This window comes from Phyllobacterium sp. T2-21 (genome assembly GCF_055378485.1).
In genome coordinates, this window is the sequence record NZ_AP027912.1 from 2,993,518 (window position 1) to 3,016,032 (window position 22,515).

Sequence of the window (22,515 nt, forward strand, 5' to 3'; positions counted from 1 at the left end):
GATCCGCAGAACTGGCCGTGATGATGTGTGTCTGGCTTATCCGCCGATCTGCGCTTTGCGGGCGTCGATGATGGGCTGATAGAACTGGGTGTTGACCTCAGTATAGCTCTTGAAATCGCCGCCCATGGTGGCTGCGAAGCAGGCAGGATCGCTCTTCGGCAGATCGAGCATGAAGGCCTTGAACTTGTTCTTCAGGTCGGCATCCAGCGAGGTGCGGATAACGATCGGGCCGTTCGGGATCAGCGGCGACTTCCAGAGTTCGACGAAATCCTTCATGTCGATCAGGCCCTTGTCGACCATCTTGCGCAGATTGCCTGACGTGTAGCCTTCGTCGAACTTGCCGACGCCGGAGCCGAATGTCGTGCCGGCATCGAACTTGCCGTCCTTGACGGCGAGAACGAGGTTTTCATGACCGCCGCCGAAACCGGTTTCGGAGAAGTATTCCTTGACCGAGGTCTTGATGTCCTTCGGCAGCGAGGTAACGGGGATCAGGTAGCCGGATGTGGAGTCTGGATCGGCAAAGCCGAGCTTCTTGCCCTTCATGTCGGCCAGCGTCTTGATGCCGCTGTCCTTGCGGGCAACCATGATCGAGTAGTAACCGGTCGCGCCGTCGGTCTGGACGGTGGTCAGGATCGGCTCGACAGCCTTCGGATTGGTCAGATAGATCTTGGCAAAGCCAGAAGCGCCCAGTTCCGCATAGTCGAGGGTGCCGCCGAGCAGGCCCTGGATGACGCCATCATAATCCGTCGCCGGGAACAGCTTGACGTCCTTGACGCCGAGAACCTTTGGCAGCTTGTCGACGATGCACTGGTAGTTGCGCAGGCGGTCTGCTTCGTTTTCGCCGCCGATGATACCGACGCGAAAGGTCTCAAGGTTTTCGGCACGAGCCATCGAGCCTGCAAACACGGCGCTGATTGCAATCGCACCCATAAGGGCTTTCTTAAGCAACATGACTATCTCTCCTGTCAAAGCTTCCAGAGTTTTTTATGTGGACTTGAGCCCGTTACGTGGGCAAGCCGATCCGTTTGCGCTCAACGCGCGGCCAGTATGGCCTCTAATTCGGGGATTGGTGTCGGCGCATGACGCGCAATGCTTGTCGATGTGATGGCTTCCGAGAAAGCATCCTTCAGGCCATCCGCACCATAGATGCGGCGGGCGGCAGCCTCGGTCAGATCGTCGGGCGTGCCATCGAAAACCACCTTGCCGCCCTGCATGCCGATGATGCGCTCGCAGAAATGCCGCGCCGTATCGAGCGTATGCAGGTTGGTGATGACGGTAAGGCCCTCTTTTTCATTGATGTCACGCAAGGATTCCATCACCACCTGCGCATTGCGCGGATCGAGAGAGGCGATGGGTTCGTCGGCGAGAATGACTTTGGGGTTCTGCATCAGCGCCCGGGCGATGGCGACCCGCTGCTGCTGTCCGCCGGAGAGTGTTCCGGCCCGCTGCAGGGCGGTTTTGGCAATATCGAGCCGCTCGAGGGCGGCGATTGCCATGGCACGTTCTTCGCGTGAGAATATGCCGAGAAGGCTTTTGATGGTGGATCGGTGGTTCAGGCGCCCAAGGAGGACATTGGTCAGGACATCGAGGCGGGGAACAAGGTTGAACTGCTGAAAGATCATCGCGCAATCGCGTTGCCAGGCTCGCAGCGCCGAGCCGTTGAGCTTGGCCACATCCTTGCCGTCGAAGATGATCGACCCTTCGGACGGGTTGATCAGGCGGTTGATCATGCGCAGCAGCGTCGACTTGCCTGCACCCGAGCGACCGATGACTCCGACCATCTGCCCCTGCGGGATTTCAACATTGACATTGTCGATGGCAATATTGCTGCCAAAACGACGCGTCACGTTTTCAATCTTCAGCATAGGCCAATCCTTGTTGGTATTGCCCTGTCCTAAAGCCCTAGTGTGAAGGTGCGATGGCACTTTTATTGCACTTACGTGACAACTGGGGAAAGCAGAAGTCAGCCTGAATGTTTTTCCAGAAATGCCTCGATATCGAGGGCGCGAAAATCATCCAGAGCACCACGCAGGCGGGCATGATCCCAGTCCCACCACGCCAGTGTTTGCAGGCGTTCCGCCGTCTTTTTGTCGAAACGGTCGCGGATTTTGCGGGCGGGAACACCGCCGACAATCGTATAGGGATCAACATCGCGTGAGACCACCGCCCCCGCCCCGATCACGGCGCCATCGCCGACGGTAACGCCGGGCAGAACCGTCGCGCCATGGCCGATCCAGACGTCATGGCCGATACGCACCTGATTGGTCCGGCGCCATTCGAAAAACGACTCTTCCGGACCGGCATCGTCCCAGTAGTCACCGGCACGATAGGTGAAGTGATGCAGCGTTGCCCGCCAGGTCGGATGGTTGGTCGCGTTGATCCGCACGCTCGCCGCGATGTTGGCGAACTTGCCGATCGTGGCGCACCAGACCGCACCGTCCTGCATGATGTAGGAATAATCGTCGAGTTTGGTTTCACTGATGCGGCAGCGCTCGGAAATCTCCGTGTAGCGGCCGAGTTCGCTGTCCTCGACGTGCGCTGTCGCGTGAATGAGCGGTGTTGGGGAAAGCCGGGTCATGCTGCCTCGCTCTGTACGGCAAATGCGGTCACGTCGATGATGCGGTCGGCCACGGCCTCGCGCACATCCTCGTCGTGGAAAATCCCGAGCATGGCGATACCAGCTTCTTTTTTGCTGCGGATCATCGAAACGACCACTTCGCGGTTTTTGGCATCGAGCGAAGCCGTGGGCTCATCCAGAAGCAGGATCGGGTGATCGGTGATGAAACCGCGCGCAATATTGACGCGCTGCTGCTCACCGCCGGAGAAGGTGGCAGGCGGCAGTGACCAGAGCCGTTCGGGCAGATTGAGCCCGGCAAGCAGGGCTGCGGCCTTGTCGCGCGCTTCGGTGCGGTCGATGCCGCGCGCCACCAGCGGTTCGGCAACGACATCGAGCGCCGACACGCGCGGCACGGTGCGCAGGAACTGGCTGACATAGCCGATCATGTCGCGGCGCACGCCCAGAACCGTGCGCGGATCGGCACTGGCAAGATCGACCAGCCGGTCGCCATAGGGCACGATGATCTGGCCGCGGTCGACGGCATAATTGCCGTAGACCATCTTGAGGATCGAGCTTTTGCCCGCCCCTGACGGACCGCCGAGCACGGCGCATTCACCCGCCTTGATGGAAAACGAGACATTCGCCACCACGGGCAGACGGATGCCGTCGCGCAGATGCATGGTGAAGCTCTTGGCGACATCGGAAACAACGAGAGGTGTTGGCATGATGCTAGACCTGCAGGATGGAGGAAACGAGAAGCTGGGTGTAAGGCGCCTGCGGATCGTCAAGCACCCGGTCGGTCAGACCGGTTTCAACGATATGGCCATCCTTCATCACCATCATCCGGTGCGACAGCAGCCGGGCGACGGCGAGATCGTGGGTGACGACGATGGCCGCAAGCCCGAGATCGCTGACCAGCCCGCGCAACAGATCGAGCAGACGCGCCTGCACCGACACATCAAGCCCTCCAGTCGGCTCATCCATGAACACAAGCCGGGGATTGGTGACGAGGTTGCGGGCAATCTGCAGACGCTGGCGCATGCCGCCGGAAAAGGCGCGCGGCTGGTCGTCGATACGGTCGGAGGCGATTTCCACCCGGCCCAGCCAGTCGGTGGCCGTCGCGCGGATATTGCCATAATGCCGGTCGCCGATGGCCATCAGCCTCTCGCCGACATTGGCACCGGCGGAAACGGTCATCCGCAGCCCATCGGCCGGATTCTGATGCACGAAACCCCAGTCTGTGCGCATGAGAAAGCGGCGTTCCGCCTCGCTCAACCGGTAGAGATCGCGGAACTGGCCGTCGCGCATGCGGTATTCCACCGAGCCCGCCGACGGGGCAAGACGTGTCGCCAGGCAGTTGAGCAATGTCGTCTTGCCGGAGCCGGATTCGCCGACAATCGCCAGCACTTCACCCGGCCACAGCTCGAACGAGACATTCTGGCAGCCGATGCGGCTGCCGTAGAATTTGGAGAGGTCCTTGACCTTCAAGAGAGGTGTATCACTCATGATTATTCCGCTGCCTCTGCCGTATCTGCCGCCAGCGCACCGCGGTGCCCCTTGGCCTGCCGGTCTTCACAAAAATCCGTATCCGAACAGACGAACATGCTGCCGCCCTTGTCATCGAGGATGACTTCATCCAGATAGCTGCCCTTCGCCCCGCACAGGGCGCAAGGCTGGGAAAATGTCTGGATTTCAAAGGGATGATCCTCGAAATCGAGACTGACGACTTCCGTATAGGGCGGAACCGCATAGATGCGCTTTTCGCGCCCTGCCCCGAAAAGCTGCAATGCCGGGGACATATGCATCTTCGGGTTGTCGAACTTCGGCGTCGGCGACGGGTCCATCACATAACGCCCCTCGACCTTCACCGGATAGGCATAGGTGGTGGCGATATGGCCGTGGCGGGCAATGTCCTCATAGAGCTTGACGTGCATCAGGCCGTATTCTTCCAGCGCATGCATCTTGCGCGTTTCGGTCTCGCGCGGCTCGAGGAACCGCAGCGGCTCGGGGATCGGCACCTGATAGACGAGGATTTGTCCGGCCTGCAGCTGTGCTTCGGGAATGCGGTGGCGCGTCTGGATGATCGTGGCATCCGCGGTTTTCGTGGTCACGCGGACATTGGCGACTTTCTGGAAGAAAGCCCGGATCGACACGGCATTGGTCGTGTCATCGGCGCCCTGATCGATCACCTTCAAGGTATCGTCCGGTCCGAGAACGGCGGCGGTCACCTGCACGCCGCCTGTGCCCCAGCCATAGGGCATCGGCATTTCGCGCGAGGCGAACGGTACCTGATAGCCCGGAATGGCAATGGCTTTCAGGATGGCGCGGCGGATCATCCGCTTGGTCTGTTCATCCAGATAGGCGAAATTATAGGTCGCTAGATCGGTCATTCTGCTGCCTCTTTGGTTTCGACGCCGGCGAGCCGGTTGCGCTCGTGTTCGGCGCGCATGCGCCGGATCAGATCGAGTTCGGCCTGGAAATCCACGTAGTGCGGCAATTTCAGGTGCTCGACGAAGCCCGTCGATTGCACATTGTCACTGTGGGAAATGACGAATTCCTCGTCCTGCGCCGTGGCGGTGATATCTTCGCCCAGCTCCCTTGCCCGCAAGGCACGGTCGCACAGCGACATCGACATGGCCTTGCGCTCGCTCTGGCCGAACACCAGGCCATAGCCGCGCGTGAACTGTGGCGGTTGCTTTGCCGATCCCTTGAACTGGTTGACCATCTGGCATTCGGTGACCCGGATGGTGCCGAGCGTCAGCGGGAAATCCAGCTCTGCCACCTCAAGTTCAACCTCGACCTCGCCGATACGGATTTCACCGACAAAGGGATGGCTGCGGGCATAACCGCGCTGCGTCGAATAGGCGAGCCCGAGCAGAAAACCTTCATCGCCGCGTGCCAGCGCCTGCAGGCGCAGATCGCGTTCCAGCGGAAAGGTCAGCGGTTCGCGGGTCAAGTCGCCCGCAACTGCGCCTTCCGGCAGGTCGCCATCTTCCTCGATCATGCCGTCATGGCCGAGGATGTCGGTGACCCGCGGCGTGAAAACCTCCGGTTCGTCGCGCTGGTCCGGCGCTTCAATCGGTGCATCCACGGCAAGCTCAGGATCGAGCAGACGGTGCGTGTAATCGAATGTCGGGCCCAAAAGCTGCCCGCCGGGAAGATCCTTGAACGTGGCGGAAATGCGCCGTTCGATCTGCATCTGCGCCGTTTCCAGCGCCTTGGTATAGCCGAAACGGGGCAATGTGGTCCGGTAGGCACGCACGAGAAAAATCGCCTCGATCAGATCGCCGCGCGCCTGCTTGATGGCGAGCGCCGCAAGTTCAGGATCGTAGAGCGAGCCCTCGGCCATGACCCGGTCGACGGCCAGCGACATCTGCTCGACGATCTGATCGAGCTGGATGGGCGCCACATCCCGGTCGCCGCGGCGCCGGTCGGCCAGAAGCTTGTGCGCATTGCGGATGGCGGCTTCGCCGCCCTTGACTGCAACATACATGGTTCAGGCCTCCGTCTTCTTGATGCGCGTGGTGCGGGGCAGCGCGGCAAGCGCACCCTTGCCGGCAAAGATCAGGTCGACACCGCGCGGGAAAGCCGCGCGGTTGGCGATCCATTGATCGATGAACATTTTCGGCAGCTGGCTGGGTGAGAACGCCATGGAATCCTTGATCCCCGGCCCTTCGAGAACGAGCGCGTCCGCGCCGTCGAAACCATCGATCTGCAGGATCAGCGTCGTCGAACGATCAGGGTATTCCGATGTGCCGCGGCAGAAGGATTCAAGCGAGGGCATCGTTGCCACATCGCTGATCAGGGCAAAATCGGCTTCCGCCGTGTCATCCGTCAATTCGAGGCCCGTATGGAATTTCAGCCATCCCGCGCACGCCGTTGAACCGGAGATCGCCCGGTCGCACCACACGGTTGCGTCGTGATCGAACAGGGTTGCGGCAATCGACGCGGCCAGAGATGTCAGCGGTGCAGGCGGCACGGCGAGATCGCTCACGTCCACGATCCGGCCGGGATTGGCCATGGCGTCCATTAGCGCCCGGAAAACGGTTTGTGCGTTCAGCACGCTGTCGCTGAAACCGCCCTCGAAGATTTGTGTGTCGGAACGCATCAGTCGTCACCCCGTACCATTGTGAAAAAATCGACCTTGGTCGCAGCGGTCTCGGCGCGCTTCGACGTGCGGTCGCGTTCGAGACGATCGGCAATCGGCGCAAGCACCGCGCGCTCCACCGCATCGCGGCACTCCGGCTGCTGCCACAGCGCATCGAAGACGGCGGCAAGCCGCACCTTCTCGCGGTGCCGGCCGAGCGCATAGGCATGGCCGACGGCACCATTGCCGAGCCGCACCGTTGCGCGCGTCACTGTCGCCTCGCCCAGGTTGAACGGCGCGCCGCCGCCGCCGATACGGCCGCGCAGCATGACGAGGCCGGTTTCCGGGCCGCGCAGGGTCTCTATCTCAGGCTTGTCGCCCCATCCGGCCCACAGGGCCGCTATTTCAGGCGCGGTCGCCTGCGCCAGCAGGGCCATGGCGGCCTTGCGCTGCAGATCCGGCGCGCTGCCGGTTTCCGTGGACTGTATATTTTCTTTGATCATTGACATCTCGCTCAGATTTGTCTATTTATCTATACAAATAGACAATAAACACACCTATAAATCCCGTCAATGACAGGAGCATGACAAAACGTGAAATCCGCGCGATTCATTACCCGCAACAGCGGCGTTGCCATCTGGCGGCAGATTGCCGACCAGATCCGCGGCGACATCACGGCGGGGAAAATGCCGAGCGGCGCCAGGCTGCCGCCGGAGGTAACCCTGGCCGAACGCTTCGCGGTCAACCGCCACACCATCCGCAGCGCCATTGCCGCCCTGACCAAGGAAGGCGTGCTGCGGGCTGAACAGGGCCGCGGCACCTTCGTCGCCAACAGCAAGAAGCTGACCTACCGCATCGGCGAGCGGACGCGGTTTTCCGAAATCCTGGCGACGCAGGTGCGCGAGACCAGAGGCATATTGCTGGGTCACCGCATCGAGGACGCGGCGGGAGAAGTCGCTGCAGCCCTCGGCATGACGGGCGGCCAGGTGATCAGGATCGATTCCATGCACACGGCGGACGGCAATCCCGTTTCCTGCGCCACCGCCTGGTTCGATGCGGCGCGGGTGCCCAACGTGGTCGAGGATTACCGGGTGTCAGGTTCCATCACCGCCGCCCTGAAGGCGGCCGGCATTGACGATTATCTGCGCAAATCGACCATCATTGCCGCGCGCCATGCGGATGCGGAGGATTTGCGGCACCTGCGCCTGTCGCCGGGCGCCATCGTTCTGGTCTCCACGGCGATCAATGTCGATATGGACGGCCATCCCATTGAATATGCCAGAAGCCGCTTTGCCGCCGACCGCATGGAGATCGCAATCGACGGCAAGTCGATGGTCTAGTTATCGGCAGTCGATTGCATCGCGCGTGGTGCGTGGTTCGACAAGCTCACCATGAGGGAGGTCGAGAGTTGCAGGGAGCCTTATTCTGCGACGTTCGCGATTGGCATGCAGCCAAACCACCTCCCTCATGGTGAGCTTGTCGAACCACGCACGATGGGAATGCCAAGCGTCAATTCATTCCTAATCCGTCACCGACCCGCACCAGCCAGGCAGATAACCGGCGGCATCGCCCTTGGCTTCCTTGAGGGCACGGTTGAGAGCGGCATCAAAATCAGATTCCACGGCCTTGCGGCCTATCCGGCGCCGCAGAAAATCCGCCCAGAGGAATTCGCTGAACGGCGTGGTATCCTTGGCATAGCCGCCGGCACGGCGCAGTTCGCCCGCAAGGCTGCGGAACGGATCGTCGTCGAGATCCTTGATCGCCTTGGGAATGGCCGCATAGTCACGGCGTTTGCCCTCGGCATCAAACGGATGCATCCAGCCGCGATTGTCGAGAACCACCATGAACGCATCCTTCTCCAGCGATGACAGGTCGCTGACGACAGTGACAAGAATGTGTTTTACCCCCTCCTCGTGCAGTGCGCGCGCAAGATGGTGATGGTCGATGACGTAATTGCGCCTGTTCGGTCCAAGCACCACGGGGATCATATGTTCGCCGAGAAACTTGCCGCCCTTCGCGCCCTTCTGCTGGCGCCATTTCTTGCGCTTTTCGTCCACTTCGCGCATGCCGACGGTGATCTGGGTCGGCCGCAGATCCTTGATCGCAACCGGCGTTACAATGGGTTCTCTTGTTCCGGATATCTGCATCATCGTTCCCCTTGGTTTGGTGCCAGTTTTCGGATGGCATCATCGACACTGTGAAAGATGTTGTCCGGCCCGAGCGAGGCGATAAGCCCGAACCGGGACAGGGCATTCTGCGCCCGGACCGATTCCAGCCGGGCTATGGCGAATTTCACATCGGCGTTCCGGCAGTAGTTTATCACGTCCGTCAGGGCCTGCGATGCCGTGTAATCGATCTCGATAATGCTGCTGGCCTCGAGGACAACGAGGTTGAGCGCCGGCCCGCTCGCATCGATGGTGCTGCACAGACCGCGCTTGAAATCATCGGCGTTGACAAAGGAAAGCGGCGCCTGGAACGCCACGACCAGCACACCGGGTATCTTCTCGCCGTCCTTGGCGGCGCTCGGCGGCCACCAGATCGAACTGCCGGGCACTTTTTCGAACTCGATGGGGCGGGCGCGCATCACGGCCCACAGGCCATGCAGCAGCGACAGCCCGATGCCGATGGTCACCCCCGATTCGATGGGCAAGGCGACGATGGCCGCCATGGTGATGAGGATCAGGCCGAATTCGCCCCGCGCCTCGCGGTACACGGCAATGATCGTCGGCCAGCGGATGATCCTCTGGGCGACAAAGAGCAGGATGCCCGCCAGGGCAGCGTGCGGCACGCTCGCCAGCAGCAGGCCGCCGAACGCCACCAGCGCCAGGACAATCGCCGCAGCGATCAGGCCGCTGACCTGCGACGTCCCGCCGGTCTCCGTGACAATCGCCGTGCGCGGCGGGCTGGCATTGACCGGAAAGGCGCCAAACAGCCCCGACAGGATGCTGCCTGCCCCCACGCCGACAAAATCGCGGTTGACGTCGGGCGCGGCGCCATTCTTGGACACGAAAGACCGTGTCGTGGCCGCCGTTTGCACCATCACCACCACGGCGACCAGCAATGCGAGGGGCAGCAGGCTGCGCAATTGCTCAAAACCGATCTGCGGCAGGGCAGCATGCGGCAGGCTGTTGGGAAGCGGGCCGAGAACCGTCACGCCGCGGCTTTGCAGGCCGAGCAGCACCACCGCAAGGGTGGAGACGACAAGCCCCAGCAGGGCGCCGGGTATCCGCGCATTGATCCGCTCGGACAGGAACACAATCAGGAACACACCGGCCCCGATGGCAACGCTGTACGCGTTGATCTGTCCAGCGCTGGCAATGGTTGCCGAGACACGCTGGAACACATCGCCCGACTGCGCGGCGATGCCCAGAAGGCCGGGCAATTGCGAGATGATGATGTGGATGGAAATGCCGGCGAGAAAGCCCGTCGTGACCGGCACCGACAGGAGATCGGCAATCCAGCCGAGCCGGAAGATGCCACTTGCCACAACGATCAGTCCGACAATCAGGCCGAGCGCCGCCGCCAGCAGACCGAATTCGGGCGAGCCGCTGGTGGCCAGCAGTGCAAGGCTGCCGGCAAAGATGGGCGTGATGGTTGAATCAGCTCCGGCGGAGAGATGGCGGCTGGCGCCGAAGATGGCAAAGGCCAGCGAACCCGCAATGAAGGCAAAGAAACCGATCTCGGGAGCAAAACCGCCGAGGCGTGCCGTCGCCATCTGTTCGGGGATGGCGATGGCCGCCAGTGTCAGGCCGGCAATGACATCGCCGTTGAGATCGGACAGCCTCCATCCCGCAAGCGAGCGGAACGGCAGCCAGTTCCTACCTCCGGTCACCGGATTGGAAGCACTCACCTGTTTCACCGAACGCCTCCATTGGATTGATGCAGTCTACCACATGGTTTTGGCCGCGCGTGCGGCCCATTCATTGTCGTAGGTTTCACCGCCCACGCGGTTTTCGCTCAGCGCCGCCAGCATCTGGCCCGGTGTCGGGAATTCCTTCGGCGAGCGGAATTTCTCCGGGTTCCACAATTCCGAGCGGATGAGCGCCCGCGCGCACTGGAAATAGGCTTCCTCGACTTCCATGACGAGAACGGAGCGCGGCGCCTTGCCATCCATGACGAAGCTGTCCAGCAGCGCCTGATCCGTATCGATGAACGCCCGGCCGTTCACACGGAAGGTCGTGTTGAGACCGGGAATGAGGAACAGCAGGGCGACGCGCGGGTCGCGCACGATATTGCGCAGCGAATCGATGCGGTTGTTGCCACGCCAGTCGGGCATCATCAGCGTGCGCTCGTCATGGATGCGGATGAACCCGGCCAGATCGCCGCGCGGCGAGCAATCGAGCCCCTCCGGCCCGCTCGTTGCCAGCGCCACAAAGGGCGAACCTTCGATCAGTTGCCGGTATTCCGGAATGATGCGGTCCGCCACCTTGGCGGTCGATGCTTCCGCTATCGCGCCATTGCCGTAAATGACCTCAAGTTCATCAATTGTCGTAACGCGGGACAACGCAACCTCCTTCTGTGTCGTGCAAATGCGTTTGCCGTCTAACATCGCATGTTTAAGTCTTGATGACAGCCGGTATTTTTAACAAATGACAGCGGCATCACACTCGTATATCAGTCGCACCGGATGCATGTTGAGGAGGTTTTCATGGGCGGGTTTGCAGCCATCGGCGAGTGTATGATTGAGCTGTCGGGAGCCAATGGCGACCAGTGGCGCATGGGATTTGCCGGCGATACGCTCAACACCAGCTGGTATGTGCGCGCCCTCACCGATGCCGATTTTGCCGTCGATTACGTCACGGCCTTCGGCGACGATCCGTTCTCGCTCAAGCAGCGGGCCTTCCTCGCGGAAAACGGCATCAACACCGCCCATAGCCCGGTTATAACCGGTGCACGCCCGGGCCTTTATGCGATCACGCTGACGGGTGTCGAACGATCCTTCACCTATTGGCGCAACGATTCCGCCGCCCGCCATCTCGGCGACGATCCGCAGGCCCTGGCGCTCAGCCTCGATGGGCGCAAGATCATCTATTTCTCCGGCATCACCATGGGCATCTTGAGCCCGAAGAGCCGCCAGAACGTGCTGAACGCCGTCAGCAATGCGCGCCGTCAGGGCACGCTCGTCGCCTTCGACGCCAATTACCGGCCGCGCCTGTGGGAAAACGCCGAGACGGCCAGACAGGCGCTGATCGATGCCTACCACGTCGCCGACATCGCCCTGCCGACCTTCCCCGATGAAAATGCCCTGTTCGGCGATGCCACGCCCGAAGAAACCGCCGCGCGCATCGCCAGCTATGGCGTGCGGGAAATCGTGGTGAAGGACGGCACCGACCCGGCGCTCGTGGTTGTGGACGACCGGCAAAGCCGCGTCCCCGCCGTCCGCGCCAACGCCGTGGACACGACGGGGGCCGGCGACAGTTTCAACGGCGGTTACATCGCTTCGCGTCTGGCCGGTCTTGAGCCCGTTGACGCCGCCGCCCGCGCCCACCGGGTCGCGGCGCGGGTCGTTGAGTTCCATGGCGCACTGGCGCCGATGGGGGAAGCGCGCAAGGCCTTCAGCCGCTAGAAGCGGCAGCACTGTCACGCGTGGTTCGACAAGCTCACCATGAGGGGACTGGACGGGCTGCAAAGCTAATCTTAGACGCTGCAGAATATAGCTCCCTGCAATCCTCACCCTCCCTCATGGTGAGCTTGTCGAACCACGCACCACGATCTAAACCTTGTGCTTCTTGAAGGTGTAGCGGGTCATCTGGCTGTATGTCTCGTCCGGACGCAGGATCGACTGCGGAAAATACGGGAAATGCGTCGAATCCGGCCAGTTCTGCGCTTCAAAGCAGAACCCGGCATAATCGGCATAGGTCTGCCCCGTCAGGCCGAGCGGCGGTCGCCCGCCCAGCGTATTGGCCGCGTAGAACTGCACACCCGGCTCCGTGGTCAGCACCTGCATCTCGATGTTGCTGCGCGCACCCTTGGCGGATGCCACCCACTGCAGGGGGCGGCGCTGGCTGGAAACGCAGAAATTGTTGTCATAGACAACCTGCTTGCCGTCCTCTTCCCGCCGGATCGTCCGGTATTCGCGGAAATCATGCGCCGTTCCCGCAACAGGCAGGACGCGCCCGTCGGGAAGCAGATCGCCATTGACGGCGAGGTAAGCCTCGGCGCCGATCTTGACCTGATGATCCAGCACGTCGGTCAGGCCGCCATCGTCGAGATTGAAATAGCTGTGATGCGCCAGATTGCAGATCGTCGGCTTGTCGGTCACCGCATCGAGGCGGATGGCCAGCGTCCCCTTGGATTCCAGCATATAGGTGCAGGTGATGGTGAGATTGCCGGGAAAGCCCATCTCGCCGTCGCCAAGCATGATCGTCAGCGTGACATAATCGGGGCCGACGGCCACGACGTTCCAGGTGCGCCGTCCCGCCCCGGCATCGCCGCCATGGATGTTGTGGATGCCATGGAAATTGCGCTGCAGGGCAAAGGTCTGGCCGTCAATGACGAGCTCGCCATCGCGAATGCGGTTGACCGTCCGCCCGATGGTCGCCCCGAGATAGGGCGAATGCGCGGGATAGTCGGCAAAGTCCTGATAGCCGAGAACCAGCGGGTGATCGTGATCCTTGAGGCGCAAATCCTGGATGACTGCGCCCCAGGTCAGGATTTTGGAGGTCAGCCCGCCGCCCGAGATGGTGATGCGGTGAACTGCCTCGCCATCGGGCGTATGGCCGAAAATTTCCGTATGCATCAGACTTACAGCCCCAGACCGCCAACGCAGATATATTTGGTGTCGAGATAGTCTTCGATACCCTGATGTCCGCCCTCCTTGCCGAGACCGGATTCCTTCAGGCCGCCAAACGGTGCTTCCACCGTGGTGATCATGCCTTCATTGACGCCGACCATGCCGTATTTCAGGCCTTCCGAAACCCGGAACACCCGTCCAAGGTCCTGCGTGTAGAAGTAGGAGGCAAGGCCGAACTGGGTGTTGTTGGCCAGATCGATCGCTTCCTGTTCCGTCTCGAATTTGTAGATCGGCGCGACAGGGCCGAAAATCTCTTCGGTGGTGAAGAGCATGTCGGGCGTGGCATCGCCGATCACCGTCGGTTCGAAGAAGCTGCCGCCGAGCGCATGGCGCTTGCCGCCGGTGACAATCCTGCCACCCTTCTGTTTGGCGTCGGCAATGAATTCCTCGACCTTGGCGACGGCCTTGTCATCGATCAGCGGTCCCTGCTGCGTCCCCGCATCGAGACCGTTGCCGACCTTCAGCTTGTCCGTGGCCGCCGCGAATTTCTCGACGAAGGCATCGTAGATGCCGGACTGCACGAGGAAACGGTTGGTGCACACGCAGGTCTGGCCGGAATTGCGGAATTTGGCCGCGATGGCACCGTCCACGGCGCGGTTCAGATCCGCATCGTTGAACACGATGAACGGCGCATTGCCGCCCAGTTCCATCGACACCTTCTTCACGGTGTCGGCCGCCTGCTTGATCAGGATCTTGCCGATTTCCGTCGATCCGGTGAAGGTGATCTTGCGCACCAGCGGATTGCTGGTGATCTCGCCGCCGATTTCCGAGGCCGAACCGGTGAGAATGTTCACGACACCCTTGGGAATGCCGACCTCTTCGCACAGCGCGCCCCAGACCAGGCCGGAATAGGGTGTCTGCGTTGCCGGCTTGACCACGGCCGTGCAGCCGGACGCCAGCGCCGGACCGATCTTGCGGGCAAGCATCGAGGACGGGAAATTCCACGGCGTGATTGCGCCGATGACGCCGAGCGGTTCTTTCGTCACGAGAATGCGCCGGTCGGCCCACGGGGATGGCACCACGTCGCCATAGGTGCGCCGTGCCTCTTCCGCATACCAGAGGATATAGGCGGCCGACATGCCGATCTCGCCCTTGGCTTCGGTCAGCGATTTGCCCTGCTCCAGCGTCAGAAGCTCGGCCAGCGCGTCCTGATTGTCGAGAATGGCATCGTGCAATTTGCGCATCAGCTTGGAGCGTTCGAGCACGGATGTCTTGCGCCATGTCTTGAAGGCTTCGGCGGCGGCGTCGATGGCGCGCCGCGTTTCCGCCTTGCCGGAATTGGGGACGGTGCCGATCTTCAGGCCGGTTGCAGGGTTGATGACGTCAATCGTCTTGCCGGAATCTGCGGCCACCCATTCGCCATTGATCAGATTGGCCTGTTTCATGAACTGGCTGGATTTCTGCAACATCATGTTTCTCCCTGAAATGTAAGGCGGAGCGTTTGGTCCACTGATTTTGTGAGTTCCGTGAGAGGCAGCCCGGAGTGGCGCCCGTGACCGTCACCCTGCTCCTTTTTCGTCAAAGCTGCAACAATCTTCCCTATCCGAAAAAGCGCGTCGCTATCGTGACCCAGAACACCATTGTCACTGCCGACAGCGCCGTCGCGATGACCATCGAGTTGGAAGCCAGGGCCTCGGCGGTCCGGAATTTTGTTGCTATGAGGTACGAATTCACGCCTGCCGGCAGTGCTGCCGACACCACGGCGATCTTGGCGGTGAACGGCGGCAGGCCAATGGCCAGCGCGACCCCCAGCACGACTGCAGGCATGACGAAGAGCTTGATCGTCGCGATGACCAGCGACGCGGCGAGATGGCCGGATATGCCGAACTTCTTCAAGCCCATGCCCATGGCGAACAGCGCCACAGGTCCGGCGACGCTCCCCAAGAGCTGCACCAGGGAATCGACGACGGATGGCAGGTGCAGGCCCGTCGAGCGCCACAGCCACCCCGCCAGAATGCCGAGAACGAAGGGATTGCGCAGGAGGCTGCGGAAAAACGACACGACGACCGTGCGCAGGCTCCCCTCTCCCTGGAACACGCCGTCCCGCCGCAGCGCGATCTCGTGCAGGGTGATCGAGGCGGCCATGACGCTCGGCATGTGAACGGCAACGATCAGCGACAGGATGGCAAACCCGTCCTGACCGTAAACCCCGAGCATGAGCGGCATGCCGAGGAATACGAGATTGGAAAAGGCGCCGGAAACCCCGGCAACGACACCGGCGCGATTATCCCGGCCAAAGATCACCTTGATCGCCAGATCGGACAGCGCCCAGGCGACGGCAAGCCCGATGAAATAGGCGGCCCACAGGCCCCACGGGGCCGAACCGTGAAAATCCGCCGTCACCATGGTGCGGAACAGCAGCAGGGGAGCGGCGATCATGAAAACAAATTCGGAAAGCCCGTCGCCCACCCGTTCATCGAGCAGCTTGAAGTGGGCCGCGGCATAAGCCACGGCAATCACTCCAAAAACCACGATGATTGTTTGAACGAGACCCATTGTCTCCGCAATAGGCCCGCGACAGTGCCTGCGCAAGGCAATCGAAGTTCTTCACTTTATTTTTTTTGGCCAAAACCCCATCTGCGCTGCTAAGGAGATTGAATGTTGAAGCATTCGCGATTTTACGTCCTTCCGGCACTCTCGCTCGTTCTGGGCGTATTCCTATCCATTCCAACGGCATTGGCGACCGATGCGGCCTGGGCCAGGCTGACACGCGGCGGCTATACCGTCCTGCTGCAGGGCGCCGATGCATCGGGCAGTTTGAGCCCCTCCACGGACACTTCCACCGACTGCACGCAGGTCCGCACGCTGTCCGACCGCGGTCATCAGCTGGCGCAGAAGCTCGGCGCCCGCTTTGCCGCAAAGTCGGTGCGAATCGACAAGGTTCTGAGCAGCCCCGTCTGCAACGCGCAGGAAACCGCCCGGCTGGCCTTCGGCGCAGCGCCCATGGAAATTGTCAGCGCGCTTGGACCTTTGGCGGATGACGACACGGGGAAACAATCGCAGATTGACCAGATTCGCGCCATGATTGCGGAATTCAAAAGTTCCGGCAATCTGGTAATGATGACCGACCGTGCCAATATAACCGCACTGACCGGCATTGTTCCGCGCCCGACGGAAGCGGTGGTGGTCTCGCCTCCCGAAGCGGGTGAAACGGTTCATATTGCGGGCAGGATCATTTTCGACTGACGGCGGAATATGCTGGAGTAACAAGGGATAGGGCAATTCGGTCTTTCCCTTGGCCGTGAAAAACGCTAGATACCGCGTCATCAGACATCAGTGCCTTTACGAGGCACCGGAAGCAAAAGGAAACTGAATTGACCTCAACATTCGACAAGGTCGCCGATATCATCGCTGAAACCAGTGAAATCGACCGCGATTCCATCACGCCGGAAAGCCACACGATTGATGATCTCGGCATCGATAGCCTTGACTTCCTCGACATCGTTTTTGCCATCGACAAGGCCTTCGGTATCAAGATCCCGCTCGAGCAGTGGACGCAGGAAGTCAATGACGGCAAGGTTCCGACCGAGGAATATTTCGTGTTGAAGAACCTGTGCGCCAAGATCGACGAACTCGTCGCCGCCAAGAAGGCCTGATTTCTGGAAATCCATTCTAGTGGTACCATCCACCTAACCGGGTGCACCGTATAAGCGGTGTTGCGAGACAATGCAGAACAACACCGTCGTTATCACTGGCATCGGACTGATTTCATCCCTGGGTGAAGGCGCCGATGCCCATTGGCAGGCACTGAACGGTTCCGCCGGTCCGCACGTCGATAGCGAGACGTTCAAGCCCTATACGGTTCACCCGCTCGGTGAGGTCGATTGGAACAACCAGATCCCGAAGCGCGGCGATCAGCGGCAGATGGAGACCTGGCAGCGCCTGGGAACCTATGCCGCCGGCCTCGCCCTGCAGGATGCCGGGATCAAGGACAACGAAGCGCTCTGCTCGACCATGGACATGGTCGTTGCCGCCGGTGGCGGCGAGCGCGATGTCACCGTCGATACCCAGATTCTGGCCGAAGCGCGCGTGCGCAACGATCTCGGCACCATGCTCAATGAAAAGCTGACGACGGAACTGCGCCCCACGCTGTTCCTGGCGCAGCTGTCCAACCTGCTCGCCGGCAATATTTCAATCGTTCATAAAGTGACCGGCTCGTCGCGCACATTCATGGGCGAAGAAGGCGCCGGCATTTCCGCCCTCGATACGGCTGCCGCGCGCATCCGCTCCGGCCAGAGCACGCATGCGCTCGTCGGCGGCTCTTACAATTCCGAACACCCTGACATGCTGCTCGGCTACGAGCTCAACGGCATGCTGAAGACCGATGGCTGGGCACCGCTCTGGCAGCGTGAAGGCACGCCTGGCGGCGGCATCGTCACCGGTTCCGGCGGCGCATTCCTCGTTCTCGAAAGCGCCGACCATGCGGCCAAGCGCGGTGCCCGCGTCTATGCGGCCATCGACGGCATCTACAGCGCGCAGATCCGCCGCAAGCGCGAAGACCTGAAGGAAACCATTGCCAAGCTGGTTGGCGCTGCCAGCGCCGACAAGCCCGCCGGGCTGATTGTATCCGGCGCAACCGGTGCGCACGGCATCACAGCAACGGAAAAGGCCGCGCTCGATGTGTTCGCCTCCGCCGCTGTGCGCGGCGTTGCCGGCAGGATCGGGCATCTGCGCGAAGCACAGTTCCCGCTCGCCGTCGGCCTCGCAGCCCTCAGCCTGGTTCATGGCACGGCGTTCCTGCCCATCGATGCAAAGCATGAAAAGGCCGCTTCCGGCGGTCTCGATACGGCACTGGCGACCTCGATCGGCGCAACCCGGGGCGAAGGCGTCGCTCGCCTCGTCAAAGTTTGAGAGATTGGCATATGTCAAAATATACTGACCATCTAGGCCGCCCCCTCGTTGCCGTCACCGGTCTTGGCGTTGTCTCCTCGCTCGGACAGGGCAAGCAGGATAACTGGGCCGCACTGACTTCCGGCACGTCGGGCATTCACACCATCACCCGCTTTGCCCTCGACAATCTGCGCACGCAGATCGCCGGTACTGTGGATTTCCTCAAGGAGAGCGACGAAGGCGCGTCGGCGTTGTCGGAAAAACTGGCCTCGCTTGCCGCCGAGGAAGCCATCGCGCAGGCCGGTTTCGACACGGAGAATTTCGGCGGACCGCTGTTCCTCGCCGCGCCGCCGGTGGAACTCGAATGGCGCAACCGCTTCGCGCTCGACGCTCTGGTGAAGAATGAGGGCGAGCCGGGCTATGACCTGCTTCTCGCCGCCTGCCGCCGCGGAACGCAGGAAGCCATGTTCCATACAACCGAATTCGGCTACATCGCCGAGCGCCTCGCCGACACGTTCGGCACGCGCGGCCTGCCGATCACCCTGTCGACCGCCTGTGCATCGGGCGCCACCGCCATTCAGCTCGGCGTCGAGGCCATCCGGCGCGGCGAAAGCGACCGGGTCCTGTCCATCGGTACGGACGGTTCGGTTTCCGCCGAAGCGCTGGTCCGCTTCTCCCTGCTGTCGGCGCTATCCACCCAGAACAATCCGGCCCACAAGGCGGCAAAACCCTTCTCGAAGGATCGTGACGGTTTTGTCATGGCCGAAGGCTCCGGCGCGCTGGTGATGGAATCGCTGGAATCAGCCGTTGCACGCGGCGCCAAGATTCTCGGCATCATGCGCGGTTGCGGCGAAAAGGCCGACGATTTCCACCGCACCCGGTCGAAGCCCGACGGCTCGCCGGCCATCGGCGCGGTGCGTGCCGCGCTTGACGACGCCGGCATCAAGGAAGACGCGATCAACTACATCAACGCGCATGGCACCTCGACGCCCGAGAACGACAAGATGGAATATCTCGCACTCTCGACCGTCTTCGGCGAGCGCATTTCCACGCTGCCGCTCTCGTCCAACAAGTCGATGATCGGCCATACGCTGACGGCTGCCGGTGCGATTGAAGCCGTGTTCTCGATGCTCACCATCGGGACGGGAACCATCCCGCCGACGATCAACTATGACAATCCCGATCCCGCCATCGTGCTCGATGTAGTGCCCAATGTGAAGCGTGAAGCCAGCGTCTCCGCCGTGCTTTCCAGCTCTTTTGGCTTCGGCGGGCAAAATACGTGTCTTGTCATGACGGCAGAACCGCACTAATCCCTCTCCGAAAAGGAAAACGGATAATATGCGCGCATTACAGCTGATCGAAGACCGCAAGCTCGAGATTGTCGACATTGCACCCCCGCCCCCGCCCGGTCCCGGTGAAGTAACGGTCAATATCAGGGCTGTCGCTCTCAACCACATCGACGTCTGGGGCTGGCGCGGCATGGCATTTGCCAAGCGCAAGATGCCGCTGACCATCGGTGCGGAAGCATCCGGCGTGGTCGATGCCATCGGCCCCGGCGTTGCCAGCCTCCTGCCCGGCCAGCTCGTGTCGATCTATGGCGCGCAGACCTGCGGACTGTGCCGCCCCTGCCGCGAAGGCCGCGACAATCTCTGCGAGCATGTCTCCGGCGTACACGGCTTCCATCTCGATGGTTTTGCCCAGGAAAAGGTGAACCTCAAGGCCCGCCTGCTGGTTCCCGCCCCTCCCGGTGTCGACGAGATCGGTGCGGCCGTTGCCCCCGTCACGTTCGGAACCGTCGAGCACATGCTGTTCGACAATGCCAAGCTCGAACCCGGCGAGACCATCCTGGTGCATGCGGGCGGTTCCGGCATCGGTTCGGCGGCGATCCAGCTGGCGAAAAAAATCGGCTGCACGGTCATCACCACCGTCGGTTCCGACGAAAAGATCGAAAGGGCCAAGGCGCTCGGCGCCGACCACGTCATCAACTACCGCGAAGACCGCTTTGAAGGCGTCGTGCGCAAGCTGACCAAGAAGAAGGGCGTTGATGTCGTCTTCGAACACGTCGGTGCCGATACCTGGGCCGGGTCCATGCTGTCGCTGCGGCGCGGCGGAAGGCTCGTCACCTGCGGCTCCACTTCGGGCGTTTCCACCAGCATGAACCTGATGATGCTGTTCCAGCAGCAGCTGAAGCTGCTCGGCTCCTTCGGCTGCCGCATGGAGAACATGGCCGATGCCATGCAGAAGATGGCGCGCGGTCTGGTCCATCCGGTCATCGACACGGAAGTCGGTTTCGACGACATCGATACGGCATTGAAGCGGATGGAAGGCCGGGACGTCTTCGGCAAGATCATCCTGCGCGTCAACTGAGCCGCGCATGAATCTGAAATTCAAACTTGCCCTGTTCCGCTGGGGCCAGAAGTTGAAGACATTCAACTACTGGCTGTCGGCGCATGCGATTTTCGGTGTGCTGTTCCTCCTGCGGCTGCTGCCGGCGAAGGCGGCTACGAATTTCATCGATGCTTCGGCACGCCGCATAGGCCCGCTGATGGGACGTCATCGTGTGGCCATGACCAATCTGCGCATGGCCTATCCGGAAAAATCCGAAGAAGAACTGCAGCTGATCGCCCGCGACATGTGGAGCAGCATGGCCCGCCTCACCGCGGAATATGTCTTTCTCGATGCAATCTTCGATTATGATCCGCACAGCGACACGCCGGGCCTGATCGAAGTGCAGGGCCGCGAAATCTTTGAGCGCATCCGCGACGAGAGCGACCGTCCGCATATCTTCTTCACGGCCCATTCCGGCAATTTCGAACTGCTGCCGATCTGCGCCGCAACGTTCGATCTCAACGTCACCGCGCTGTTCCGCCCGCCGAACAATCCCTATGTCGCGAAGAAAATCCTCAGCGCGCGCCGCACCAATATGGGCCACCTCGTGCCGTCCAAGGCGGGTGCCGCCTGGTCGCTGGCCAGCGTTCTCAATACCAACGGCAATGTCGGCATGCTGGTCGACCAGAAATTCCACCGCGGCGTTGCCTCGACCTTCTTCAACCGCCCCTGCAAGACCAATCCGCTTCTGGCCAAGCTGGCACGGCAATATGATTGCGATGTCTATCCCGCACGCTGCGTCCGCCTGCCCGGCGGCCGTTTCCGGCTGGAGCTGGAAGAAAAGATGGAACTACCGCGCGACGAAACCGGCGCGGTCGACATCGCCCGCACGGTTCAGCTGGTCAATGACAAGGTCGAAACCTGGGTGCGGGAATATCCCGGCCAATGGATGTGGTTCCACAAGCGCTGGAATGCCTAAGCGGACGGCCCCCGCCGCTCGCACCCATCAGTAATAATTCATCACCGCGTGTTTCGCCTCGGCGAAAAACAGCCAGCGCTCAACAAACAGCCCGAGCAGGTGCGCAAGAACAGCAAAGACCATCAGAAACAGGCCAGGCACACCGCCAACGGCCATTGCCGTCAGCAGCGCCAAAACCGGCAGCAGAATGCCGCTGACAAAGGCGATGGCCCAGAGTTTTTCAGCGTGTTTGCGCGCAACGCGAAATCCCATTTCCCGGGTGAGATAATTGTCCAGCGCATGCGGGCGTTCGAGCAGCCGCACTTTGCCGATACCGCCCAGTCCGGTGGCGCTTTCCGGCGTCGACAGCGGAACCAGCGTCCTTGCCCGCGTGCGCCAGACCATCTTTGCCACAAGTGCCAATAGCAGAAGCAGCAATGCCAGGAGTTGCAGCGGCAATCCGTTCTGTCTGGCGAAACCGGATGCCAGCAGCGCCCCGCCCGCAAGGGAAAACAGCAGGAAGCAGAGTGGCGTCAGCCGGGTGTGCCAGGAATCCACGGTTTTCAGCGATGCATAGATCATCGAGGTGCAATAGACCGTGATCAGCGCACCGAGCACGGTGATCAGGCCAAGAATGCCATCCTGCCGGTTCATGAACAGACACAGAGCGGCGTTCGACGTCAGCGGAACGAAGGTGGCAATCGCCATCACGCCTTCGCGCGACAGCCAGCTTGACCGCCATTGGCTCAGCGCCCGCCATGCCCGCTGCGGGTTGCCGAGATGCAGGAGCGATGCCAGGAGCCCGATGCTGATCAGTGCGAGGGCTGCGAGATAGGCGATCTTGGTCGGTAATGCCGACGGGTCAAGAAATCCGAGCCCCAGCATGACCGCAAGGCCATAGCCAAGACCCGACAGCGTGGTGAAGATGATGATCGAATAGGCCGGATGCATTCAGTGCATCC

Annotated in this window: 24 protein-coding genes; 8 read left to right on the forward strand and 16 right to left on the reverse strand. The window is 61.5% G+C overall.

Features of this window, described 5'->3' with window-relative positions:
* Nucleotides 1-36: 36 nt before the first annotated feature.
* The 9 genes from phnD to phnG form a co-directional block, all read right to left on the reverse strand.
* Nucleotides 37-948, reverse strand: a complete 912-nt coding sequence (gene phnD, locus ACZ5FP_RS15040; RefSeq protein ID WP_223613473.1) for a phosphonate ABC transporter substrate-binding protein — start codon at nucleotides 946-948, stop codon at nucleotides 37-39.
* Between the two features lie 83 nt (nucleotides 949-1,031).
* Nucleotides 1,032-1,865, reverse strand: a complete 834-nt coding sequence (gene phnC, locus ACZ5FP_RS15045; RefSeq protein WP_464661093.1) for a phosphonate ABC transporter ATP-binding protein — start codon at nucleotides 1,863-1,865, stop codon at nucleotides 1,032-1,034.
* Nucleotides 1,866-1,963: 98 nt separating this feature from the next.
* On the reverse strand, nucleotides 1,964-2,578 hold the full coding sequence (locus ACZ5FP_RS15050; RefSeq protein ID WP_346305461.1) for a DapH/DapD/GlmU-related protein: 615 nt from the start codon (nucleotides 2,576-2,578) through the stop codon (nucleotides 1,964-1,966).
* Entirely contained in the window at nucleotides 2,575-3,282 is a 708-nt protein-coding gene (gene phnL, locus ACZ5FP_RS15055) for a phosphonate C-P lyase system protein PhnL (protein WP_464661095.1), read from the reverse strand. The genes ACZ5FP_RS15050 and phnL overlap by 4 nt, the downstream gene beginning before the upstream one ends.
* A 4-nt stretch (nucleotides 3,283-3,286) precedes the next feature.
* Complete coding sequence (gene phnK / locus ACZ5FP_RS15060; protein WP_091877674.1) at nucleotides 3,287-4,063, reverse strand: phosphonate C-P lyase system protein PhnK; 777 nt, start codon at nucleotides 4,061-4,063, stop codon at nucleotides 3,287-3,289.
* Nucleotides 4,064-4,065: 2 nt separating this feature from the next.
* Entirely contained in the window at nucleotides 4,066-4,947 is an 882-nt protein-coding gene (locus ACZ5FP_RS15065; protein WP_182549213.1) for an alpha-D-ribose 1-methylphosphonate 5-phosphate C-P-lyase PhnJ, read from the reverse strand.
* Nucleotides 4,944-6,050 (reverse strand): carbon-phosphorus lyase complex subunit, encoded by a 1,107-nt coding sequence (locus tag ACZ5FP_RS15070; protein WP_464661097.1) that lies wholly within the window; start codon nucleotides 6,048-6,050, stop codon nucleotides 4,944-4,946. Before ACZ5FP_RS15070 ends, ACZ5FP_RS15065 begins: the two co-directional genes overlap by 4 nt.
* Before the next feature lie 3 nt (nucleotides 6,051-6,053).
* Nucleotides 6,054-6,665 (reverse strand): phosphonate C-P lyase system protein PhnH, encoded by a 612-nt coding sequence (phnH, locus tag ACZ5FP_RS15075; protein WP_464661099.1) that lies wholly within the window; start codon nucleotides 6,663-6,665, stop codon nucleotides 6,054-6,056.
* Nucleotides 6,665-7,153 (reverse strand): phosphonate C-P lyase system protein PhnG, encoded by a 489-nt coding sequence (gene phnG / locus ACZ5FP_RS15080; protein WP_464661101.1) that lies wholly within the window; start codon nucleotides 7,151-7,153, stop codon nucleotides 6,665-6,667. The genes phnH and phnG overlap by 1 nt, the downstream gene beginning before the upstream one ends.
* A gap of 84 nt (nucleotides 7,154-7,237) precedes the next feature.
* Between phnG and phnF the strand changes: the two genes are divergently transcribed.
* The gene (gene phnF, locus ACZ5FP_RS15085; protein WP_464661103.1) at nucleotides 7,238-7,984 is read left to right on the forward strand and encodes a phosphonate metabolism transcriptional regulator PhnF; all 747 of its coding nucleotides are present in this window, start codon (nucleotides 7,238-7,240) and stop codon (nucleotides 7,982-7,984) included.
* Nucleotides 7,985-8,164: 180 nt separating this feature from the next.
* Here the strand turns inward: phnF and ACZ5FP_RS15090 are convergent, their stop codons facing one another.
* The 3 genes from ACZ5FP_RS15090 to ACZ5FP_RS15100 are packed head-to-tail and all read right to left on the reverse strand — an operon-like array spanning nucleotide 8,165 to nucleotide 11,148.
* Nucleotides 8,165-8,785 (reverse strand): ParB-like protein, encoded by a 621-nt coding sequence (locus ACZ5FP_RS15090; RefSeq protein ID WP_464663291.1) that lies wholly within the window; start codon nucleotides 8,783-8,785, stop codon nucleotides 8,165-8,167.
* A 5-nt stretch (nucleotides 8,786-8,790) separates the two neighbouring features.
* Nucleotides 8,791-10,494 carry a SulP family inorganic anion transporter gene (locus tag ACZ5FP_RS15095; protein ID WP_464663293.1) on the reverse strand — a complete coding sequence of 568 codons (1,704 nt, stop codon included), beginning with the start codon at nucleotides 10,492-10,494 and terminating at the stop codon, nucleotides 8,791-8,793.
* Between the two features lie 36 nt (nucleotides 10,495-10,530).
* Nucleotides 10,531-11,148, reverse strand: coding sequence for a pyridoxamine 5'-phosphate oxidase family protein (locus tag ACZ5FP_RS15100; RefSeq protein WP_464661105.1), 618 nt, complete (start codon nucleotides 11,146-11,148; stop codon nucleotides 10,531-10,533).
* Between the two features lie 144 nt (nucleotides 11,149-11,292).
* Here ACZ5FP_RS15100 and ACZ5FP_RS15105 point away from each other — a divergent pair, with 144 nt between their 5' ends.
* Nucleotides 11,293-12,210 carry a sugar kinase gene (locus ACZ5FP_RS15105; RefSeq protein ID WP_464661107.1) on the forward strand — a complete coding sequence of 306 codons (918 nt, stop codon included), beginning with the start codon at nucleotides 11,293-11,295 and terminating at the stop codon, nucleotides 12,208-12,210.
* 147 nt (nucleotides 12,211-12,357) lie between these two features.
* On the opposite strand, the gene ACZ5FP_RS15110 is transcribed toward ACZ5FP_RS15105, so the two are convergent.
* The 3 genes from ACZ5FP_RS15110 to ACZ5FP_RS15120 all read right to left on the reverse strand — a co-directional run bounded on the left by ACZ5FP_RS15110 (nucleotide 12,358) and on the right by ACZ5FP_RS15120 (nucleotide 15,933).
* Nucleotides 12,358-13,383 carry an aldose epimerase family protein gene (locus ACZ5FP_RS15110; RefSeq protein ID WP_464661108.1) on the reverse strand — a complete coding sequence of 342 codons (1,026 nt, stop codon included), beginning with the start codon at nucleotides 13,381-13,383 and terminating at the stop codon, nucleotides 12,358-12,360.
* A 5-nt stretch (nucleotides 13,384-13,388) separates the two neighbouring features.
* Complete coding sequence (locus ACZ5FP_RS15115) at nucleotides 13,389-14,846, reverse strand: NAD-dependent succinate-semialdehyde dehydrogenase (protein ID WP_464663295.1); 1,458 nt, start codon at nucleotides 14,844-14,846, stop codon at nucleotides 13,389-13,391.
* Nucleotides 14,847-14,976: 130 nt separating this feature from the next.
* Nucleotides 14,977-15,933: an AEC family transporter gene (locus tag ACZ5FP_RS15120; RefSeq protein WP_464661110.1), complete on the reverse strand. Its 957-nt coding sequence runs from the start codon at nucleotides 15,931-15,933 to the stop codon at nucleotides 14,977-14,979.
* Between the two features lie 102 nt (nucleotides 15,934-16,035).
* Here ACZ5FP_RS15120 and ACZ5FP_RS15125 point away from each other — a divergent pair, with 102 nt between their 5' ends.
* The 6 genes from ACZ5FP_RS15125 to ACZ5FP_RS15150 all read left to right on the forward strand — a co-directional run bounded on the left by ACZ5FP_RS15125 (nucleotide 16,036) and on the right by ACZ5FP_RS15150 (nucleotide 21,574).
* Nucleotides 16,036-16,623, forward strand: coding sequence for a histidine phosphatase family protein (locus ACZ5FP_RS15125; RefSeq protein WP_464661111.1), 588 nt, complete (start codon nucleotides 16,036-16,038; stop codon nucleotides 16,621-16,623).
* 128 nt (nucleotides 16,624-16,751) lie between these two features.
* On the forward strand, nucleotides 16,752-17,033 hold the full coding sequence (locus ACZ5FP_RS15130; RefSeq protein ID WP_105732333.1) for an acyl carrier protein: 282 nt from the start codon (nucleotides 16,752-16,754) through the stop codon (nucleotides 17,031-17,033).
* 70 nt (nucleotides 17,034-17,103) lie between these two features.
* Nucleotides 17,104-18,288 (forward strand): beta-ketoacyl-ACP synthase, encoded by a 1,185-nt coding sequence (locus tag ACZ5FP_RS15135; protein ID WP_464661113.1) that lies wholly within the window; start codon nucleotides 17,104-17,106, stop codon nucleotides 18,286-18,288.
* An 11-nt stretch (nucleotides 18,289-18,299) separates the two neighbouring features.
* Nucleotides 18,300-19,577 (forward strand): beta-ketoacyl-ACP synthase, encoded by a 1,278-nt coding sequence (locus tag ACZ5FP_RS15140; protein WP_464661115.1) that lies wholly within the window; start codon nucleotides 18,300-18,302, stop codon nucleotides 19,575-19,577.
* 28 nt (nucleotides 19,578-19,605) lie between these two features.
* Nucleotides 19,606-20,634 carry a zinc-binding dehydrogenase gene (locus ACZ5FP_RS15145; protein ID WP_464661117.1) on the forward strand — a complete coding sequence of 343 codons (1,029 nt, stop codon included), beginning with the start codon at nucleotides 19,606-19,608 and terminating at the stop codon, nucleotides 20,632-20,634.
* A gap of 7 nt (nucleotides 20,635-20,641) precedes the next feature.
* Complete coding sequence (locus ACZ5FP_RS15150; protein WP_288192545.1) at nucleotides 20,642-21,574, forward strand: lipid A biosynthesis lauroyl acyltransferase; 933 nt, start codon at nucleotides 20,642-20,644, stop codon at nucleotides 21,572-21,574.
* A gap of 27 nt (nucleotides 21,575-21,601) precedes the next feature.
* On the opposite strand, the gene ACZ5FP_RS15155 is transcribed toward ACZ5FP_RS15150, so the two are convergent.
* Entirely contained in the window at nucleotides 21,602-22,504 is a 903-nt protein-coding gene (locus tag ACZ5FP_RS15155; RefSeq protein ID WP_464661119.1) for a dimethyl sulfoxide reductase anchor subunit family protein, read from the reverse strand.
* Between the last annotated feature and the right edge of the window lie 11 nt (nucleotides 22,505-22,515).

Coding starts and splice junctions, on each gene's coding strand:
- phnC (WP_464661093.1), bottom strand. CDS start 1,865: ATGCTGAAGATTGAAAACGTGACGCGTCGTTTTGGCAGCAATATTGCC.
- ACZ5FP_RS15050 (WP_346305461.1), bottom strand. CDS start 2,578: ATGACCCGGCTTTCCCCAACACCGCTCATTCACGCGACAGCGCACGTC.
- phnL (WP_464661095.1), bottom strand. CDS start 3,282: ATGCCAACACCTCTCGTTGTTTCCGATGTCGCCAAGAGCTTCACCATG.
- phnK (WP_091877674.1), bottom strand. CDS start 4,063: ATGAGTGATACACCTCTCTTGAAGGTCAAGGACCTCTCCAAATTCTAC.
- ACZ5FP_RS15065 (WP_182549213.1), bottom strand. CDS start 4,947: ATGACCGATCTAGCGACCTATAATTTCGCCTATCTGGATGAACAGACC.
- ACZ5FP_RS15070 (WP_464661097.1), bottom strand. CDS start 6,050: ATGTATGTTGCAGTCAAGGGCGGCGAAGCCGCCATCCGCAATGCGCAC.
- phnH (WP_464661099.1), bottom strand. CDS start 6,665: ATGCGTTCCGACACACAAATCTTCGAGGGCGGTTTCAGCGACAGCGTG.
- phnG (WP_464661101.1), bottom strand. CDS start 7,153: ATGTCAATGATCAAAGAAAATATACAGTCCACGGAAACCGGCAGCGCG.
- ACZ5FP_RS15105 (WP_464661107.1), top strand. CDS start 11,293: ATGGGCGGGTTTGCAGCCATCGGCGAGTGTATGATTGAGCTGTCGGGA.
- ACZ5FP_RS15110 (WP_464661108.1), bottom strand. CDS start 13,383: ATGCATACGGAAATTTTCGGCCATACGCCCGATGGCGAGGCAGTTCAC.
- ACZ5FP_RS15115 (WP_464663295.1), bottom strand. CDS start 14,846: ATGTTGCAGAAATCCAGCCAGTTCATGAAACAGGCCAATCTGATCAAT.
- ACZ5FP_RS15120 (WP_464661110.1), bottom strand. CDS start 15,933: ATGGGTCTCGTTCAAACAATCATCGTGGTTTTTGGAGTGATTGCCGTG.
- ACZ5FP_RS15125 (WP_464661111.1), top strand. CDS start 16,036: ATGTTGAAGCATTCGCGATTTTACGTCCTTCCGGCACTCTCGCTCGTT.
- ACZ5FP_RS15135 (WP_464661113.1), top strand. CDS start 17,104: ATGCAGAACAACACCGTCGTTATCACTGGCATCGGACTGATTTCATCC.
- ACZ5FP_RS15140 (WP_464661115.1), top strand. CDS start 18,300: ATGTCAAAATATACTGACCATCTAGGCCGCCCCCTCGTTGCCGTCACC.
- ACZ5FP_RS15145 (WP_464661117.1), top strand. CDS start 19,606: ATGCGCGCATTACAGCTGATCGAAGACCGCAAGCTCGAGATTGTCGAC.
- ACZ5FP_RS15150 (WP_288192545.1), top strand. CDS start 20,642: ATGAATCTGAAATTCAAACTTGCCCTGTTCCGCTGGGGCCAGAAGTTG.
- ACZ5FP_RS15155 (WP_464661119.1), bottom strand. CDS start 22,504: ATGCATCCGGCCTATTCGATCATCATCTTCACCACGCTGTCGGGTCTT.